This window comes from Massilia oculi (genome assembly GCF_017582745.1).
Classification (GTDB): domain Bacteria; phylum Pseudomonadota; class Gammaproteobacteria; order Burkholderiales; family Burkholderiaceae_D; genus Telluria; species Telluria oculi_A.
In genome coordinates, this window is sequence record NZ_JAFVIM010000017.1 from 98,621 (window position 1) to 115,952 (window position 17,332).

Consider the following 17,332-nt stretch of genomic DNA (forward strand, 5'->3'; position numbering starts at 1 on the left):
ATAAAACATGAAGCCGGTAATCGCACTCGTAGGTCGTCCCAACGTCGGGAAATCGACCTTATTTAACCGCCTGACCCGTTCGCGTGACGCGCTGGTGGCCGACCTCCCTGGCCTGACGCGCGACCGCCACTATGGCGAAGGCCGGATTGGCGAACGGCCATTCCTGGTCATCGACACGGGCGGTTTCGAGCCGGTCGCCAAAGAAGGCATCATGCATGAAATGGCGCTGCAGACGCGCCAGGCCGTGGCCGAGGCCGACGTGGTCGTGTTCATCGTAGACGGCCGCCAGGGCCTGACTCCGCATGACAAAACGATCACCGACTACCTGCGCAAGAGTGGCCGCAAGGTCATGCTGGTGGTGAACAAGTCGGAAGGCATGAAGTACACCTCGGTCACTGCCGATTTCTATGAACTCGGCATGGGCGACCCCTACGTGATCTCCGCCGCCCATGGCGACGGCGTGCACGACCTGGTCAACGAGGCGCTCGACATCGCCTTCGCCCAGCGTCCCGACGAGCCGGAAGAACTCGAGCCGGCCGACCACGGCTTCAAGATCGCCATCGTCGGCCGTCCCAATGTTGGTAAGTCCACATTGATCAACACCCTGGTCGGCGAGCAGCGCGTGATCGCCTTCGACATGCCGGGCACCACCCGCGATGCGATCGAAGTGCCGTTCGAGCGCGACGGCAAGAAGTACACGCTGATCGACACCGCCGGCATCCGCCGCCGCGGCAAGATTTTCGAAGCCATCGAGAAGTTCTCGGTGGTCAAGACCATGCAGTCGATCTCGGACGCCAACGTCGTCATCCTGCTGCTCGATGCCCAGCAAGACATCTCGGAGCAGGATGCCCACATCGCCGGCTTCATCCTGGAGTCGGGCAGGGCGCTGGTGGTGGCCGTCAACAAGTGGGACGGCCTGCAATCGGACCAGCGCGACCAGGTCAAGAACGACCTCGACCGCAAGCTGGACTTCCTGGGCTTCGCCAAGACCCATTTCGTCTCGGCGCTGCGCGGCACCGGCATCAGCCAGCTGCTCAAGTCGGTGGAGTCTGCCTATGCCGCCGCCACCGCCAACCTGTCGACGCCGCGCCTGACGCGCGCGCTGCAAGAGGCGGTCGAGAAGCAGGAGCCGAAGCGCAAGGGCACCTCGCGTCCGAAGATGCGCTACGCCCACCAAGGCGGCCAGAATCCGCCGATCATCGTCATCCACGGTAATGCTTTGGAGGGAATCACGGAACCCTATAAGCGGTATCTGGAAAAGCACTTCCGTGACACGTTCAATCTCGTCGGCACGCCGCTGCGGATCGAGCTGCGCAGCGGGAAAAACCCGTTTGCCAAGGATTGAAATTACATATCCAGGACAGTAGCAGTACGACAAAAAGCGGCAAAACAGGTTACAGTAGGCTTAGGGCTGCATTCGCTTACGCAGAATATGGCTCTAGCTACTTGAAAACCGGCAAATCGCCTCAAACTTTTAACTACAACAACATTACGGAGCTGTTATGAGCAACAAAGGGCAACTGTTACAAGACCCATTCCTCAACGCCTTGCGCAAGGAACACGTCCCTGTCTCCATCTACCTCGTCAACGGTATCAAACTCCAGGGTCATATCGAATCCTTCGATCAATACGTCGTCTTGCTTCGTAATACCGTGACCCAGATGGTCTACAAGCATGCCATTTCCACCGTCGTGCCGGCACGTGCCGTCAACCTTAACCTCGACTCCAACGAAGCCGAGTAAGGCCGATGGCTGACGCCCCCGGCACTCCAACCCTGCGCGCAGCGCTGGTCGGCATCGACTTCGGGACTGGCGACTTTGCCGCCAGTCTCGATGAGCTGTCACTGCTTGCGCGCTCCGCCGGCGCCGATCCGATCACCACGATCACGGCGAAGCGCAGCAGCCCGGACCCCGCGCATTTCGTCGGCAGCGGCAAGGCCGACGAAATCGCCCTCGACGCCAAGGCCCTTGGCGCCGAGATCGTCATTTTCAATCACGCTCTCTCTCCTGCCCAGCAGCGCAACCTGGAGCGTCGCCTCCAGCTGCGCGTGATCGACCGCACCAGCCTGATCCTCGACATCTTCGCCCAGCGCGCCAAGAGCCACGAGGGCAAGCTTCAGGTTGAGCTGGCTCAACTGCAGCACCTGGCCACGCGCCTGATCCGCGGCTGGACCCACCTGGAACGTCAAAAAGGCGGTATCGGCCTGCGCGGTCCGGGTGAAACCCAGCTCGAGACCGACCGCCGACTGATCGGCGAACGGGTCAAGATGCTGCGCGCGCGCCTCGGCAAGCTGCGCAAGCAGCACGAGACCCAGCGCCGCCAGCGCGGCCGCAACAAGACCTTCTCGGTGTCGCTCGTCGGTTATACCAATGCCGGCAAGTCGACCCTGTTCAACACGCTGACGAAAGCCGGCGTGTATGTGGCGAACCAGCTGTTCGCGACCCTGGATACCACCAGCCGCCGCATGTACCTGGGCGACGAGGTGGGCAGCGTCGTCATCTCGGACACCGTCGGTTTCGTGCGCGAACTGCCGCACCAACTGGTGGCGGCGTTCCGCGCCACGCTGGAAGAAACCATCCATGCCGACCTCTTGCTGCACGTGGTCGACAGCGCTTCCCCGACGCGCATGGAACAGGTCGAACAGGTCAATGAAGTCTTGCGCGAGATTGGCGCAGATCATGTTCCGCAAATTTTGGTATGGAACAAGATCGATGCCGCCGGGCTGGAACCTGGGGTCGAGCGTGATGAGTATGATAAGATCAACCGGGTTTTCATCAGCGCCCACAGTGGCGCCGGCCTGGATCTGCTGCGTTCGGCAATCGCCGAGGCGGCCAGCTCCGCGCCCGGCCCAGGCGGGTACAGCAACCCAGAAAACGAAGAGCACGACGAAGCCTTCGGGCTCGCCGAGGACGACGCGTCGGTGGACGCGCACCCCGGCGGTCTTGCCGACAATATGCCAACTTCCACCCATGTCAGGCCCAACTAGCCTATGCTTGTTTCTCTACTAAAAAGATTCGGCGTCAAACTGTCGCTGAACGACCCACGCTGGGGACGCAACCCCGAAGACGACCGCAAGGCCCAGGATGGTCGCCGCCCCGGTGACGGTCCTCCCGACCTCGACCAGATGTGGCGCGATTTCAATGCGCGCCTGAACCGCATGTTCGGCGGCCGCGGCAACAATAACGGCGGCGGCGACAATGGCGGCCCGCGCGGCGAAATGCGCGGCGCCGGCATCGGCGCCGGCGTGATCGCCATCATCGTCGGCTTCATCTGGCTCGCCAGCGGCGCCTTCATCGTGCAAGAGGGCCAGGTCGGCGTCGTGACCACCTTCGGCAAGTACAGCCACTCGACCACGCCGGGTTTCAACTGGCGCTGGCCGTATCCGTTCCAGGCCCACGAGACCGTCAATACCTCGCAGATCCGTACTGCCGAGATCGGCTACCGCGCCAACGTGCGCAACAAGCAGCCGCAAGAATCGCTGATGCTGACCGATGACGAAAACATCATCGACATCCAGTTCGCGGTGCAGTACACGCTGAAAGACCCGGTCGCCTGGCTGTTCAACAACCGCGACCAGGACGACAGCGTGCGCCAGATCGCCGAGACCGCGATCCGCGAAGTGGTCGGCCGCAACAAGATGGACTTCGTCCTGTACGAGGGCCGCGAGAAGGTCGCCGCCGACGTGCATTCGATGATGCAGGCGATCGGCGACCGCTATGCGCTGGGCGCCCTGATCACCAACGTCACCATGCAGGGTGTGCAGCCGCCGGAGCAGGTGCAGAGCGCCTTCGACGACGCCGTGCGCGCAGGGCAAGACCGCGCCCGCGCCCGCAACGAGGGTGAGGCGTATGCGAACCAGATCATCCCGGCTGCGCGCGGCCAGGCCTTCCGCCTGCAGCAGGACGCCGAAGCATATCGCTCGATGGTGGTCGAGAACGCGACCGGTAACGCCGCCCGCTTCGACCAGGTGGTGGCTGCCTATTCGCGCGCCCCGGCCGTGACCCGCGACCGCATGTACATCGACACCATGCAGCAGATCTTCACCAGCACCACCAAGGTGATGATCGATTCGCGCGCCAACAACAATATGCTGTACCTGCCGCTCGACAAGCTGATGCAGCAGCAGGCAGCCAACGACGCCCAGATCGGCAGCAAGTCCGGCCCGGTGCAACTGCCGCAGTCCGGCCAGCCGGCCGAAGTGACCCAGGCCATGGAAGCGGTGCGCCAGCGAGACGAGCGCAGCCGCGATTCCTCACGTGACAGGGAGACCCGCTGATGAACCGCCTCGTAACTATTTTCGTCGCGGGCTTCATCGCACTGATGCTGCTGTCGTCCACGATCTTCGTCGTCGACCAGCGCCGCTTCGCGATCGTGTTCGCGCTCGGCCAGGTGAAGGAAGTGATTTCGACGCCGGGCCTGCACTTCAAGCTGCCGCCGCCGTTCCAGAACGTGATCTACCTGGACAAGCGCATCCTGACGCTGGACACGCCTGACGCCGACCGCTTCATCACGGCCGAGAAGAAGAACATCCTGGTGGATGCCTTCATGAAATGGCGTATCGAAGATCCGCGCCTGTACTACGTCAGCTTCGGCGGTGATGAAAGCCGTGCGCGCGATCGCATGTCGCAGATCATCAAGGCGGCGCTGAACGACGAGATCACCAAGCGCACCGTGCGCGAAGTGATTTCCGGCGAGCGCGCCGCGGTGATGGCGGCGGTGCAGGCCAAGGTCGTGGCGGAAGCAAAAGAGATCGGCGTCGGCATCGTCGACGTGCGCCTCAAGCGTGTGGATTACATCGAGCAGATCAACAACTCGGTGTACGAACGCATGCGCGCCGAGCGTGTCCGCGTCGCCAACGAGCTGCGTTCGACCGGCGCCGCCGAGTCCGAGCAGATCCGCGCAGATGCCGACCGCCAGCGCACCGTGATCATCGCCGAAGCCTTCCGCGACGCAGAGAAGGTCAAGGGTGACGGCGACGCGAAAGCATCGGCCATCTACGCCGAAGCCTTCGGCAAAAACCCGGAGTTCGCCCGCTACTACCGTTCGCTGGAAGCCTACCGCGCCAGCTTCAAGGACCGCAGCGACGTGCTGGTGGTGGATCCGAGCTCGGAGTTCTTCAAGTACATGAAGCAGCCGGCGGCGTCGGGGCGTTAAGTCGACCCTCCAGGCGTTGCCCAGGACGGGCTCCCGCAAAACGGGAGCCCGTTTTTCATGGGATTTGCCGGCTTGTATAGGCATGCCGGGCGTGGCAGATTGTTAACCCGGCAAGCTGTCGAACCAGCATTCCATGCCTCACCCGCGCTGTTTTCGGGTAAAATCACCGATTCGGCGTTCGCGCCATGCGCTGGCACGCCCGTCGTCGCCCTTGCCAGTCGCAACTAATTATCCCAACTCCCATCTGTTGCCCATGCCGAACTGGCTATTGCCTGAGAATATTGCCGATGTCTTGCCGTCCGAAGCGCGCAAGATCGAAGAGCTGCGCCGCCTAATGCTCGATAACTTCCGGCTCTACGGCTACGAGCTGGTGATGCCGCCGCTGCTCGAATACACCGAGTCGCTGCTGGCAGGCGCCGGCGAAGATACCGACCTCAAGACCTTCAAGGTGGTCGACCCGCTGTCGGGCCGCCTGCTCGGCCTGCGCGCCGACATGACGACCCAGGTGGCGCGCATCGACGCCCACCTGCTGAACCGCGAATCGATCACGCGCCTGTGCTATGCCGGCAGCGTGCTGCATACCCGTCCCTCGGGCCTGCACGCCACCCGCGAGCCGGTGCAGATCGGCGCCGAGATCTATGGCCATGCCGGCCTGGAAGCTGACGCCGAGATCCAGGAGCTGGCCCTCGGTTCGCTGGCCCTGGCGGGCTTTACCAATGTGCGCCTGGACCTGGCCCACGTCGGCGTGCTGCGCGCACTGCTGAACGAAGACCCGGCCGCCAAGCGCGACGAGACCCAGCTCTATTGCCTGCTGCGCGCCAAGGATGCGCCGGGCCTGGACGAGATCTCGAAGAATTACTATCCGCAGACCCGCCAGGCGCTGCTGGCGCTGCCGCACCTGTACGGCGACGTCGAGGTGCTGGCCAAGGCGCGCGAACAGCTGCCGGCGCTGCCGGGCATTCAGCGGGCGCTGGCCGAGCTGGCCGCGCTGGCCGCCGGCGCCATTGGCCGCGCCGACGTCGCGATCGACCTGGCCGACCTGCGCGGCTACCAGTACGAAAGCGGCGCCATGTTCGCGCTGTACGTGCCGGGCCTGCCGAACGCCGTCGCCCGTGGCGGCCGCTATGATCATGTGGGCGAGGCCTTCGGACGCGCGCGTCCGGCGACCGGCTTTTCGCTCGACCTGCGCGAACTGGCCCGGCTGCTGCCGACGGCCGAGCGCAAGCATTCCATCCGCGCGCCGTGGGGCAATGCCCCCGAGCTGAAGGAAAAAATCGCTGACCTGCGCAAGGCAGGCGAAGTCGTGATCCAGAGCATGCCTGGTCACGACAATATTCAGGACGAGTTCGAGTGCGACCGCGTGCTCGTCCTCGAAAACGGAAATTGGATTCTCAAAAACTTAGGTTAAGTGATGTCAAATACTAACGTGGCAAAGAACGTCGTTGTCATCGGCACCCAGTGGGGCGATGAAGGCAAAGGTAAGATCGTCGACTGGCTCACCGACCACGCCGCTGGCGTGGTGCGTTTCCAGGGCGGCCATAACGCTGGCCATACCCTGGTGATCAAGGGCCAGAAGACCGCGCTGCAGCTGATCCCATCGGGCATCATGCGCGAAGGCGTGGCCTGCTACATCGGCAACGGCGTCGTGGTCTCGGTGCCGGACGTGATGCGCGAGATCGACAAGCTGCAGGCCGCCGGCATCGAAGTCGTGTCGCGCCTGAAGATCTCCGAGGCTTGCCCGATCATCCTGCCGTACCACGTCGCCATCGATAAGGCGCGCGAAGCCAAGCGCGGCGAGAACAAGATCGGCACCACCTGCAAGGGCATCGGCCCGGCCTACGAAGACAAGGTCGCGCGCCGCGCGATCCGTATCGCCGACCTGCTCAACGCCGAGCGTTTCGCCGAGAAGCTCAAGGAAAACCTGGACTACCACAACCACGTGCTGGTCAACTACCTGGGCGGCGAAGCGATCGACTTCCAGCAGACCTACGACGACGCGATGGCACTGGTGCCGCGCCTGCGTCCGATGGTCGCCGACGTGTCGTCGCTGCTGTACGCGGCCCACAAGCAGGGCGGCAAGCTGCTGTTCGAAGGCGCGCAGGGTTCGCTGCTCGACGTCGACCACGGCACCTATCCGTTCGTCACCTCGTCGAACTGCGTGGCGGGCAATGCCGCCGCCGGCGCCGGCGTCGGCCCGAACATGCTGCACTACATCCTGGGCATCACCAAGGCCTACACCACCCGCGTCGGTTCGGGCCCGTTCCCGGCCGAACTGTCGACCGAAGAAGGCGTGGGCGAGCACCTGTCGCGCATCGGCCATGAATTCGGCACCGTGACCGGCCGCGCCCGCCGCTGCGGCTGGTTCGACGCCGCGCTGCTGCGCCGCTCGGTCCAGATCAACGGCGTGTCGGGCATGTGCCTGACCAAGCTGGACGTGCTGGACGGCATCGAATCGCTGAAGCTCTGCACCGGCTACAAGATCGACGGCCGCGCGGTCGACATCTTCCCGGTCGGCGCCGAAGAAGCCGCGCTGTGCGAGCCGGTGTACGAAGAAATGCCTGGCTGGACCGAATCGACCGTCGGCGCCAAGTCGATGGAAGAGCTGCCGGCCAATGCCCGCGCCTACATCAAGCGCATCGAAGAACTGGTTGGCGTACCGATCGACATGGTGTCGACCGGTCCGGACCGTGAAGAAACCATCGTCCTGCGTCACCCGTTCGCAGCATAAACCAAGAAGAATCTGGAGTAGAAGATGAATACCCCCGTATCGACCGACAAGGACCTGTGGGTCTCCTGGGATGAATACCACCGCCTGATCGAGCGCCTGGCGCTGCAGGTCTATGAATCGGGCTGGAAGTTCGACCAGGTGCTGTGCCTGGCGCGCGGCGGCGTGCGTCCTGGCGACGTGTTCTCGCGCATCTTCGACGTGCCGCTGGCGATCCTGTCGACCAGCTCGTACCGCGAAGAAGCCGGCACCAAGCAGGGCGACCTGGACATCTCGAAGTACATGACCATGACCAAGGGCCCGCTGGCCGGCCGTGTGCTGCTGGTCGACGACCTGGCCGATTCGGGCGTCACCCTGCGCAAGGTCAGCGAGCACCTGACCGAGAACTACAAGGACGTCACCGAAGTGAAGTCGGCCGTCATCTGGGTCAAGGGCACCTCGTCGATCCGTCCTGATTACTACCTGGACGACCTGCCGCACAATCCGTGGATCCACCAGCCGTTCGAAGAGTATGACGGCCTGCGTCCGCATCAGCTGGCGGCGTGGCTGAAGAAATTCGAGAAGTAATTCGATCGGCACGATCGGCGCAAGACAGGGAAGGGTGAAAGCCTTTCCCTGTTTTTTTTATTGGTCTTCGATGAACTGATAATATTGCGTCACCAAAATTTTTGGCATCCCAACAATAACAAGCCATGACCCAAAGCTTCTTCCAGACCTTTATCCTGCTCATCCTCGTCACCGATCCCTTCGGCAACGTCCCCCTGTTCGCCGCCGCCCTGAAAGACACCCCGATCGAGCGCCGCAACAAGATCGTGATCCGCGAATGCGGCATCGCCTTTTTGTTGCTGCTGGTGTTCATGTTCTTCGGCAAGCATTTCCTCGAAGCGCTGCACCTGAGCCCCGTCGCGCTGCGCATCGGCGGCGCCGTGATCCTGTTGATGATCGCGATCCGCATGATCTTCCCGCACCCGGACGGCGTGCTGGGCAAGAGCGAAGGCGGCGAACCCTTCATCGTGCCGCTGGCGATTCCCGCGCTGGCCGGCCCGTCGGCCCTGGCCACCGTGCTGCTGTTCTCGTCCACCAGCTTCACCGACACGATGGTGCACGTCGCCGCGCTGGCTGCCGTGGGCGTGGTCTGGCTGGCGGTGTTCCTGAGCGCCGAGAAGCTGCAGCAGAAACTCGGCCCGCAAGTCATGACCGCCTTCGAGCGCCTGATGGGCCTGATCCTGACGGCGATGTCGATCGAAATGCTGCTGGGCGGTATCCGGGAGTTCGTGCAGAGCCTGTGAGCAGGCGGCGGGCGACAGGTGCCCGCCACCGCATTGACTCCGGTCAGATGGCCTTCCTTGACTTCGACCTCGCGAAAATCAATCATCGTTAACTTCCCGATGTGCTCAGAGGAGGTCTCGATGAATTCCGTAATGCGTGTCGCCGCGGCAATCCTGCTGTTGGTGGCGCTCGCCGTGCCGGCAAGCGCCAATATCGTCCGCGACGGCAGCTTTGAACTGAACGATGGCGCCTGGGAGCTCACCGATGGCTGGTTTCTGGGAAACGCCGGCCGCGGTGCGCACAGCGGCGTCAACTCGCTCAGTACCGGTTGCTTCGGGCCCGGGTTCTCCTGCTTCGCCACCCAGGTCCTGCCGACGACGATCGGCCAGCGCTACGATCTGAGCTTCTGGCTGTACGCGGACGGCGTGATCGGCCCGGATGGCTTTCCGATATTTCAGTTTGATAATGGAATACAGGTGATGTTCGGAGACGCGCTGGCCACGGCCATCTACAACTTCCCGACCACGAACACGTCCACCGATATCACGACGGGCGGCCCGTCAACGCAGATCATCGTTCGCAACCTGCTGGCGACATCGGCGTCGACCATCCTGCAATTGTCCGGCTACCATGATCCTTCGGGGATCTTCTTCGACGACGTCGCGGTCGAGTTGGCGGTCAGCCAGATCCCGGAGCCCGGAACCTTGTCGCTGATCGGCATGGCGGTCGGCTGCCTTGGCCTGAGCAGGTGGCGGCGCTCACGCCCATCCTGAGCGGCAAGCGGCCTGTTCCAGGCAGCCGTGCGGGAGTCGCCGGACAAATCTGGCACACTACCATTGCGTAGACTGTACGCGACTCCCGGCACATGCATGAAACAGGAACCCGCGTCTCCGACCGAATGGCTGCCCTTCCTCAGCGGAGGAGGGATGATGGGGGCCATGATGCGCGCTCACGACTGGTCGGCCTCGCCGCTGGGACATCCGCGCACCTGGCCGCAGGCGCTGCGCACGACGGTCGGCCTGATGCTCAACTCGAAGTTTCCGATGTTCGTCGCCTGGGGCGGCGAGCTCGGCTTCCTGTACAACGACTCTTATATCTCGATCCTGGGCGACAAGCATCCGGGCGCGCTCGGCAAGCGCTTCCATGATGTCTGGGCCGAGATCTGGCATGACATCCACCCGCTGATCGTGCGCGCGCTCAGGGGCGAAGCCAGCTACATGGACCGCCTGCCGCTGCGCATGCGCCGCCACGGCTACGACGAAGACACCTGGTTCCGCTTTTCCTACTCTCCGGTGCGCGACGAGGACGGCACCGTGGCCGGCATGTTCTGCGCCTGCGTCGAGATGACCGGGGAGGTGATGGCGCAGCGCTACCGCGAGGAAGAGAACGAACGCCTGGTGACCCTGTTCGAGCAGGCGCCCGGCATCATCGCGGTGCTGCGCGGCCCGGACCACGTGTTCGAGCTGACCAACCGTTCCTATCTGCAGCTGGTCGGCCACCGCGCGCTGGTGGGCAAGGCCGCGCGCGACGCGTTGCCCGAGGTGCAGGGGCAGGGATTCTTCGAGCTGCTCGACCACGTGTACCAGACCGGCCAGCCGTTCGTCGGCCACGCGGTGCCGCTGCGCGTGCAGCGCGACCCCAATGCGCCGCTGGAAGAGCGCTTCATCGACTTCGTCTACCAGCCCATCCACGACCAGCACGGCAAGGTCTCGGGCATCTTCGTGGAAGGCAGCGACGTCACGGCGCGCAAGCGCATCGAGGACGAGCTGCGCGCCGCCAATCGCCAGAAGGACCAGTTCCTCGCCATGCTGGCGCACGAGCTGCGCAACCCGCTGGCGCCGATCACGACGGCCGCCCAGCTGCTGCAGCGTGGCCAGCTGGACGCGCCCGGCATCCAGCGCGCCAGCGACATCATCGCGCGCCAGGCCCAGCACATGACGTCGCTCGTCAACGATCTGCTGGACGTCTCGCGCGTCACGCGCGGCCTGGTGACCATCACCAAGGAAGTGCTGGAGATGCGTGAGGTCGTGCATGAGGCGGTGGAGCAGGTGCGTCCGCTGATCGATGCGCGGCGCCACGAACTGCATTGCGAGATTGCATCCGGCGCGCTGCGCGTGGCGGGCGACCGCACGCGCCTGATCCAGGTCGTCTCGAATATCCTCAATAACGCCGCCAAGTACACGGCGCCGGGCGGATGCATCGTGCTCAGCGCGCGCATTGAGTCGGGCTGCGTGCGGGTGGCGGTGCGCGACAACGGGCAGGGCATCGATCCGCCGATCCTGCCCTACATCTTCGACCTGTTCATCCAGGCCGAGCGCACGCCCGACCGTTCACAAGGCGGCCTTGGGCTCGGCCTGGCGCTGGTCAAGAGCCTGGCCGTGCTGCATGGCGGGCGGGTCGAGGCGCACAGCGAAGGGCTGGGCAAGGGCAGCGAGTTCGTCGTCTATTTACCGTGCCTGGCCGAGGCGCCGGCGTCGAGCGCGGCACGCTCCGATGTGCCATCGCACGGCGCGCGCGGGCTGAAGGTGCTGGTGGTCGACGACAACGTCGACGCGGCCCAGATGCTGGCGACGCTGCTCGAGATGAATGGGTATGAGGTCGCCATCGAATACGACGGCCAGGGCGCGCTGGCGAGCGCGGTGCAGGCGCCGCCGGACGTGGCCCTGCTCGATATCGGCTTGCCCGACATCGATGGCCACGAACTGGCGCGCCGGCTGCGCGCGATGCCAGAGACCACGCAGGCAATGCTGGTGGCGCTGACTGGTTACGGACAGGCGGAAGACCGGCAGCGTGCGCACAATGCCGGATTCGATCATCACATGGCCAAGCCGGCGGATCTGGCGAAACTGCTGGAGTTGCTGGCGGCAGTGGCGATGTAAGGCGTGTGAGCCACGATCAAATGATTTGATCGTCGACGTAAAAACGTCGTTCCCGCCTGCGCGGGAACGATGGTTATTTTGGGCTGTTGGCCAGATTATTTGCCCAACATCGACACCACATTATCCGCCCCCGGCGCCCCAAAGGCCTGCTGCTTGAGCACATGCAGTTGGTCGCGCACCTGCGCCGCCTTTTCGAACTCGAGGTTCTTGGCATGATCGACCATGAGCTTCTCAAGCCGCTTGATCTCCTTGCTGATCTGCTTCTCGCTCATCGACTCGACCTTGGCGGTGGCCGCATCCTCGTGCACGCCCTCGACCATGGCCTTCTGCGCGGCGCTGCTGTACACGCCGTCGATCATTTCCTTGATCTTCTTCTGCACACCCTTCGGCGTGATGCCATTGGCCTCGTTGAAGGCGATCTGCTTGGCGCGGCGGCGCTCGGTCTCGTCGATCGCGCGCCGCATCGAATCGGTGATCTGGTCGCCGTACAGGATCGCCACGCCGTTGAGGTTACGCGCCGCGCGGCCGATGGTCTGGATCAGCGACCGCTCGGAGCGCAGGAAGCCCTCTTTATCCGCATCGAGCACCGCCACCAGCGACACCTCGGGCAAGTCCAGGCCCTCGCGCAGCAGGTTGATCCCGACCAGCACGTCGAAGGTGCCCAGGCGCAGGTCGCGCAGGATTTCCACGCGCTCGACCGTGTCGATATCGCTGTGCAGGTAGCGTACCTTGATGCCGTGGTCGCCCAGGTATTCGGTGAGCTGCTCGGCCATGCGCTTGGTCAGCGTGGTCACCAGCACGCGCTCGTCCTTGGCGATGCGGTCGTTGATCTCGCTCATCAGGTCGTCGACCTGCGACAGGGCGGGGCGCACGATGATCTGCGGGTCGACCAGGCCGGTAGGGCGCACCACCTGCTCGACCACATTGTCGGCGCGCTGCTGTTCGTATTCGGCCGGCGTGGCGGAAACGAAAATCGTCTGGCGCGCCTTGCCCTCGAACTCCTGGAATTTCAGGGGCCGGTTGTCGAGCGCCGACGGCAGGCGGAAACCATAATCGACCAGGTTCGTCTTACGGGAACGGTCGCCGTTGTACATCGCGTTGAGCTGGCCGATCATCACGTGCGACTCGTCCATGAACATCAGCGCGTCTTTCGGCAGGTAGTCGATCAGCGTCGGCGGCGGCTCGCCCGGCATCGCGCCGGACAGGTGGCGCGAGTAGTTCTCGATGCCCTTGGTAAAACCGATCTCGGCCAGCATCTCGAGGTCGAAGCGGGTGCGCTGTTCGAGGCGCTGCTCTTCGATGAGTTTATTTTGCTGGCGGAATTCCTCCAGGCGATCGCGCAGCTCGGCCTTGATCGACTCGACCGCGCGCAGCACGGTGGAGCGCGGGGTAACGTAGTGCGAGCCTGGATACACGGTAAAGCGCGGAATCTTCTGGCGCACGCGGCCCGTCAGCGGGTCGAACAGCTGCAGCGATTCGATCTCGTCGTCGAACATCTCGACGCGGATCGCCAGCTCGGCGTGCTCGGCCGGGAAGATGTCGATGGTGTCGCCGCGCACGCGGAACGAGCCGCGCGGGAAATCCATCTCGTTGCGGGTGTACTGCATCTGGATCAGGCGCGCGATGATGTCGCGCTGCGCCACTTTATCCTTGTGGCGCAGGGTGAGGATCATCTTGTGGTATTCGTTCGGATTACCGATACCGTAGATCGCCGACACGGTGGCCACGATGACCACGTCGCGCCGTTCCATCAGCGACTTGGTGCACGACAGGCGCATCTGTTCGATGTGCTCGTTGATCGACGAGTCCTTTTCGATGAACAGGTCGCGCTGCGGCATATAGGCTTCAGGCTGGTAGTAATCGTAGTAGGAGACGAAATACTCGACCGCGTTCTGCGGGAAGAATTCGCGGAACTCCGAATACAGCTGGGCCGCCAGCGTCTTGTTCGGTGCGAACACGATCGCCGGACGGCCGGCGCGCGCGATCACATTGGCCATCGTGTAGGTCTTGCCCGAGCCCGTCACGCCGAGCAGCGTCTGGTACGACAGGCCGTCGTTGATGCCTTCGACCAGGCCCTCGATCGCGGTCGGCTGGTCGCCGGCCGGCGGGAAGGGCTGGTGCAGCTTGAACGGTGAGTCCGGGAAGGTGAGGACGGTGGGTTCCGGAGAAGTTGCGATGGATAAATCAGCCATACTTACAGACCTTTGTTAGAATGAGAATCCGCTCGCGGCCTTGCAGTACAAGGGCCGCTGTCTATACAACCGCTGTCAACCCAGCCGAAACAACTGAGTTTATCACGATGACTTCCACTGCCTCTGCCAGCCTTTTTGGCGCCATTGAGATGGCCCCGCGCGACCCGATCCTGGGTATTACCGAAGCCTTCAATGCCGACACCAATCCCGCCAAGATCAACCTCGGCGTGGGCGTCTATTATGACGATAAAGGCAAGGTGCCACTGTTGGAGTGCGTACAGAAAGCGGAAGCGAAACTGATGGAGCAGCCTGCGCCGCGCACCTACCTGCCGATCGACGGCCTGGCGGCGTACGACAAGGCCGTGCAAGAATTGGTATTTGGTGCCGACAGCGCCGTAATTCAAGAGAAGCGTGCGATCACCGTGCAAGCCCTGGGCGGCACCGGCGCGCTCAAGATCGGCGCCGACTTCCTCAAGCGCTTCCTGCCGCACGCCGACGTCTATATCAGCGACCCGAGCTGGGAAAACCACCGCGCGCTGTTCGAAAGCGCCGGCTTCACCGTGCACAACTACGCCTACTACGACCCGAGCACCCGCGGCGTGAACTTCGACGGCATGCTGGCTGCACTCAAGGCCATGCCGGCCGGTTCCATCGTCGTGCTGCACGCCTGCTGCCACAACCCGACCGGCGCCGACCTGTCGCAAGAACAATGGGATCAAGTCATCGCCGCCGTGCAGGCCGGCGGCCTGGTGCCGTTCCTGGACATGGCTTACCAGGGCTTCGCCAACGGCATCGACGAGGACGGCGCCGTCGTGCGCCGCTTCGCCGCGACCGGCATGCCGCTCCTGGTGTCGAACTCGTTCTCGAAGTCGTTCTCGCTGTACGGCGAGCGCGTCGGCGCGCTGTCGATCGTCGCCACCAGTGGCGAAGAGGCGGCCCGCGTGCTGTCGCAGCTGAAGCGCGTGGTCCGCACCAACTACTCGAACCCGCCGACCCATGGCGGCAAGGTCGTCGCGACCGTGCTGTCGAACCCCGAGCTGCGCAAGCTGTGGGAAGAAGAGCTGGCCGGCATGCGCGTGCGCATCCGCGAAATGCGCGGCGCGATGGTCGAGAAGCTGAAGGCGAAGGCCCCGGGCCACGACTTCGAATTCGTGCGCCAGCAGGTCGGCATGTTCTCGTACTCGGGCCTGACCAAGGAACAAGTGGGCAAGCTGCGCGACGAATCGATCTACGCCGTGGACACCGGCCGCATCTGCGTCGCCGCGCTGAACTCGACCAATATCGATCGCGTCGTTGACGCGGTTGCCAAAGTTCTCTAAAATCCCGGCTCTCCGCAAGCGTTACGGCGTGTGCGGAGAGCAGCAGGAGTGGCGGTTGCGATCTGTGCAAATTTGACAGAAACGTTTCAGCAGCCATATAATGCAAGCATCAATTCCCTGATAGCTCAGTCGGTAGAGCGACGGACTGTTAATCCGCAGGTCCCTGGTTCGAGTCCAGGTCGGGGAGCCAGAATTCGAAAGGCCGCATCTCAGGATGCGGCCTTTTTTGTTTTCGGCGTGCATTGCCGGCGCCTTGTGATTCCCAGGAGATTCTCGCGTGAAGCAATTGCCGAAAAGCCATGCCACCCTGATCGAAGGGCAGATGTTCCGCTTGATGAAGTCGGGGCACGGCAAGCCGTCGATCGTGCTGATCAACGGAGCCGGCGGCCCGCTCGATGGCTGGTACAAGCTGTATCCCGAGATCGAGCAATTGGGCACCGTGTTCGCCTACGACCGGCCCGGCGTCGGCGGCAGCCCCAAGCCGCGCGAGGCGCAGTATGGCGAGACCGTGGTGGCGCAGCTGCGCCTGCTGCTGCAATCGGCCGGCGTCGAGCCGCCGTTCGTGCTGGTCGGTCATTCCTTCGGCGGCCTGCATGCGAACCTGTTTGCGCGCGCTTTTGCGGACGAGGTTGCCGGCGTGCTGTTCCTGGAAGCCACCGCGCCGGAAGACGTCACCACGCTCAAGCAATTCCAATCGCCGCTGCAGCGCGGCTTCGTCAAGCTGCTCGACCGGATGTCGCCGCGCGATCAGTTCGACGAGATTCGCCACGAACTCGAGACCGTGAAGGACATCCAGGAGGCGCCGGCGTTCCCTCCCGTGCCGGTGACGGTCTTGTCGGGCACCAAGCGCCTGCCGCGCTGGATGGTGCCGGCAGCGCTGGTGCGCGAGCGCGAGCGTACCCAGCTGGGGCTGGCGGCGCTGTCGCCACTGGGCGAGCGGATCCAGGCGCAGCGCAGCGCCCACTTCCCGCAGCTGACCGAGCCTGAGTTGGTGCTGGACGCCCTGAAGCGCCTGGTCGCGCGGACGAAAACCTAGTTTCACGTTTTTTTCGTCGCGTGAACACTTGCGAAATCGAAATCAGCAGGTATAATGCGGCCTCCTTTCCCTGATAGCTCAGTCGGTAGAGCGACGGACTGTTAATCCGCAGGTCCCTGGTTCGAGTCCAGGTCGGGGAGCCAGAATTGAGAAGGGCCGCATGCGAATGCGGCCCTTTTTGCTTTGGTGGCTCGAATTACCCGCGCGCCAGCGTGGCGAGTACCTGGTCCGTGCTGCGCACCTGCGCGTACTCATCATGAAGGTTGGCCAGTGACATCAGGTGCACCTCCTCGGCGCTGCGCCATGTGCCGCCGAAATCCTGCTTGTCGAAGGTGAAGCAGGCATCGGACACGACTACGACATCGAAACCCAGGTTGCCCGCCGTGCGCGCCGTCGCCTCGACCGAATTGTTCGTGCTGACCCCGGCGATCACGAGGCGGCGCAGCGCCCGTGCATGCAGCCACCGCTCGAGTCCCGTGTTGATGAAGGCGTCGGGCACGTTCTTCTCGACGACGTGTTCATGCGGCTGCGGAAGGAAGCGCTCCTGGAATGCCGCCCCATGCTGGCCAGGCGCGAACAGGGACGTCGGCGAACGGCTGATGTGCCGCACGAAGACCAGCGGCTGGCCTGCACTGCGCCAGGCCCACTGCAGACGGGCGATATTGTCTTCCGCGGCGGGGTTGTTGCGGGGCGGAAGCGACTCGCTGCGCATCGCGTTCTGCATATCGATAACGATCAACGCAATCGGATCGTGCATG

The 17,332-nt window shown here is 63.6% G+C and carries 15 protein-coding genes and 2 tRNA genes; 15 read left to right on the forward strand and 2 right to left on the reverse strand.

All coding sequences use genetic code 11. The features are described 5' to 3' along the window. Positions 1 to 7 precede the first annotated feature (7 nt). From der to J3U95_RS19005, 11 genes are all read left to right on the forward strand, one after another. Positions 8 to 1,345, forward strand: a complete 1,338-nt coding sequence (gene der, locus J3U95_RS18955) for a ribosome biogenesis GTPase Der (RefSeq protein WP_208280218.1) — start codon at positions 8 to 10, stop codon at positions 1,343 to 1,345. A 157-nt stretch (positions 1,346 to 1,502) separates the two neighbouring features. After that, a complete protein-coding gene (hfq, locus tag J3U95_RS18960; protein ID WP_005666255.1) occupies positions 1,503 to 1,742 on the forward strand; it encodes an RNA chaperone Hfq in 240 nt (79 codons plus the stop codon). Between the two features lie 32 nt (positions 1,743 to 1,774). Then, positions 1,775 to 2,986 carry a GTPase HflX gene (hflX, locus tag J3U95_RS18965; RefSeq protein WP_229519951.1) on the forward strand — a complete coding sequence of 404 codons (1,212 nt, stop codon included), beginning with the start codon at positions 1,775 to 1,777 and terminating at the stop codon, positions 2,984 to 2,986. Between the two features lie 3 nt (positions 2,987 to 2,989). Further along, positions 2,990 to 4,276, forward strand: coding sequence for an FtsH protease activity modulator HflK (gene hflK, locus J3U95_RS18970; RefSeq protein ID WP_208280220.1), 1,287 nt, complete (start codon positions 2,990 to 2,992; stop codon positions 4,274 to 4,276). Beyond that, positions 4,276 to 5,154 carry a protease modulator HflC gene (hflC, locus tag J3U95_RS18975; RefSeq protein WP_208280221.1) on the forward strand — a complete coding sequence of 293 codons (879 nt, stop codon included), beginning with the start codon at positions 4,276 to 4,278 and terminating at the stop codon, positions 5,152 to 5,154. Before hflK ends, hflC begins: the two co-directional genes overlap by 1 nt. A 253-nt stretch (positions 5,155 to 5,407) precedes the next feature. Then, positions 5,408 to 6,562, forward strand: coding sequence for an ATP phosphoribosyltransferase regulatory subunit (locus J3U95_RS18980; protein WP_208280222.1), 1,155 nt, complete (start codon positions 5,408 to 5,410; stop codon positions 6,560 to 6,562). A 3-nt stretch (positions 6,563 to 6,565) separates the two neighbouring features. Next, positions 6,566 to 7,882 carry an adenylosuccinate synthase gene (locus J3U95_RS18985; protein WP_208280223.1) on the forward strand — a complete coding sequence of 439 codons (1,317 nt, stop codon included), beginning with the start codon at positions 6,566 to 6,568 and terminating at the stop codon, positions 7,880 to 7,882. A gap of 24 nt (positions 7,883 to 7,906) precedes the next feature. Continuing rightward, positions 7,907 to 8,446, forward strand: coding sequence for a phosphoribosyltransferase (locus J3U95_RS18990; RefSeq protein WP_005666264.1), 540 nt, complete (start codon positions 7,907 to 7,909; stop codon positions 8,444 to 8,446). 125 nt (positions 8,447 to 8,571) lie between these two features. Further along, entirely contained in the window at positions 8,572 to 9,168 is a 597-nt protein-coding gene (locus J3U95_RS18995) for a MarC family protein (protein WP_005666267.1), read from the forward strand. A 120-nt stretch (positions 9,169 to 9,288) separates the two neighbouring features. Beyond that, positions 9,289 to 9,921, forward strand: coding sequence for a PEP-CTERM sorting domain-containing protein (locus tag J3U95_RS19000; RefSeq protein WP_208280224.1), 633 nt, complete (start codon positions 9,289 to 9,291; stop codon positions 9,919 to 9,921). Positions 9,922 to 10,017: 96 nt separating this feature from the next. After that, entirely contained in the window at positions 10,018 to 12,027 is a 2,010-nt protein-coding gene (locus J3U95_RS19005; RefSeq protein ID WP_208280225.1) for a hybrid sensor histidine kinase/response regulator, read from the forward strand. A gap of 95 nt (positions 12,028 to 12,122) precedes the next feature. Here the strand turns inward: J3U95_RS19005 and uvrB are convergent, their stop codons facing one another. Next, positions 12,123 to 14,219, reverse strand: coding sequence for an excinuclease ABC subunit UvrB (gene uvrB, locus J3U95_RS19010; RefSeq protein ID WP_229519941.1), 2,097 nt, complete (start codon positions 14,217 to 14,219; stop codon positions 12,123 to 12,125). A 107-nt stretch (positions 14,220 to 14,326) separates the two neighbouring features. On the opposite strand from uvrB, the gene J3U95_RS19015 reads away from it, so the two are divergent. From J3U95_RS19015 to J3U95_RS19030, 4 genes are all read left to right on the forward strand, one after another. Next, entirely contained in the window at positions 14,327 to 15,538 is a 1,212-nt protein-coding gene (locus J3U95_RS19015) for an amino acid aminotransferase (protein ID WP_208280226.1), read from the forward strand. Positions 15,539 to 15,652: 114 nt separating this feature from the next. Next, positions 15,653 to 15,728: transfer RNA gene (locus tag J3U95_RS19020), tRNA-Asn, on the forward strand. A gap of 87 nt (positions 15,729 to 15,815) precedes the next feature. Beyond that, positions 15,816 to 16,574 carry an alpha/beta fold hydrolase gene (locus J3U95_RS19025; protein WP_208280227.1) on the forward strand — a complete coding sequence of 253 codons (759 nt, stop codon included), beginning with the start codon at positions 15,816 to 15,818 and terminating at the stop codon, positions 16,572 to 16,574. Positions 16,575 to 16,641: 67 nt separating this feature from the next. Further along, positions 16,642 to 16,717, forward strand: a tRNA-Asn gene (locus J3U95_RS19030). Between the two features lie 53 nt (positions 16,718 to 16,770). On the opposite strand, the gene J3U95_RS19035 is transcribed toward J3U95_RS19030, so the two are convergent. Continuing rightward, entirely contained in the window at positions 16,771 to 17,331 is a 561-nt protein-coding gene (locus J3U95_RS19035; RefSeq protein ID WP_208280228.1) for a cysteine hydrolase family protein, read from the reverse strand. Position 17,332: the final 1 nt, after the last annotated feature.

What these genes read in the sequence shown, in the direction of transcription:
- der (WP_208280218.1), top strand. Translation starts at nt 8, where the DNA reads ATGAAGCCGGTAATCGCACTCGTAGGTCGTCCCAACGTCGGGAAATCG.
- hfq (WP_005666255.1), top strand. Translation starts at nt 1,503, where the DNA reads ATGAGCAACAAAGGGCAACTGTTACAAGACCCATTCCTCAACGCCTTG.
- hflK (WP_208280220.1), top strand. Translation starts at nt 2,990, where the DNA reads ATGCTTGTTTCTCTACTAAAAAGATTCGGCGTCAAACTGTCGCTGAAC.
- hflC (WP_208280221.1), top strand. Translation starts at nt 4,276, where the DNA reads ATGAACCGCCTCGTAACTATTTTCGTCGCGGGCTTCATCGCACTGATG.
- J3U95_RS18980 (WP_208280222.1), top strand. Translation starts at nt 5,408, where the DNA reads ATGCCGAACTGGCTATTGCCTGAGAATATTGCCGATGTCTTGCCGTCC.
- J3U95_RS18985 (WP_208280223.1), top strand. Translation starts at nt 6,566, where the DNA reads ATGTCAAATACTAACGTGGCAAAGAACGTCGTTGTCATCGGCACCCAG.
- J3U95_RS18990 (WP_005666264.1), top strand. Translation starts at nt 7,907, where the DNA reads ATGAATACCCCCGTATCGACCGACAAGGACCTGTGGGTCTCCTGGGAT.
- J3U95_RS18995 (WP_005666267.1), top strand. Translation starts at nt 8,572, where the DNA reads ATGACCCAAAGCTTCTTCCAGACCTTTATCCTGCTCATCCTCGTCACC.
- J3U95_RS19000 (WP_208280224.1), top strand. Translation starts at nt 9,289, where the DNA reads ATGAATTCCGTAATGCGTGTCGCCGCGGCAATCCTGCTGTTGGTGGCG.
- J3U95_RS19005 (WP_208280225.1), top strand. Translation starts at nt 10,018, where the DNA reads ATGAAACAGGAACCCGCGTCTCCGACCGAATGGCTGCCCTTCCTCAGC.
- uvrB (WP_229519941.1), bottom strand. Translation starts at nt 14,219, where the DNA reads ATGGCTGATTTATCCATCGCAACTTCTCCGGAACCCACCGTCCTCACC.
- J3U95_RS19015 (WP_208280226.1), top strand. Translation starts at nt 14,327, where the DNA reads ATGACTTCCACTGCCTCTGCCAGCCTTTTTGGCGCCATTGAGATGGCC.
- J3U95_RS19035 (WP_208280228.1), bottom strand. Translation starts at nt 17,331, where the DNA reads ATGCACGATCCGATTGCGTTGATCGTTATCGATATGCAGAACGCGATG.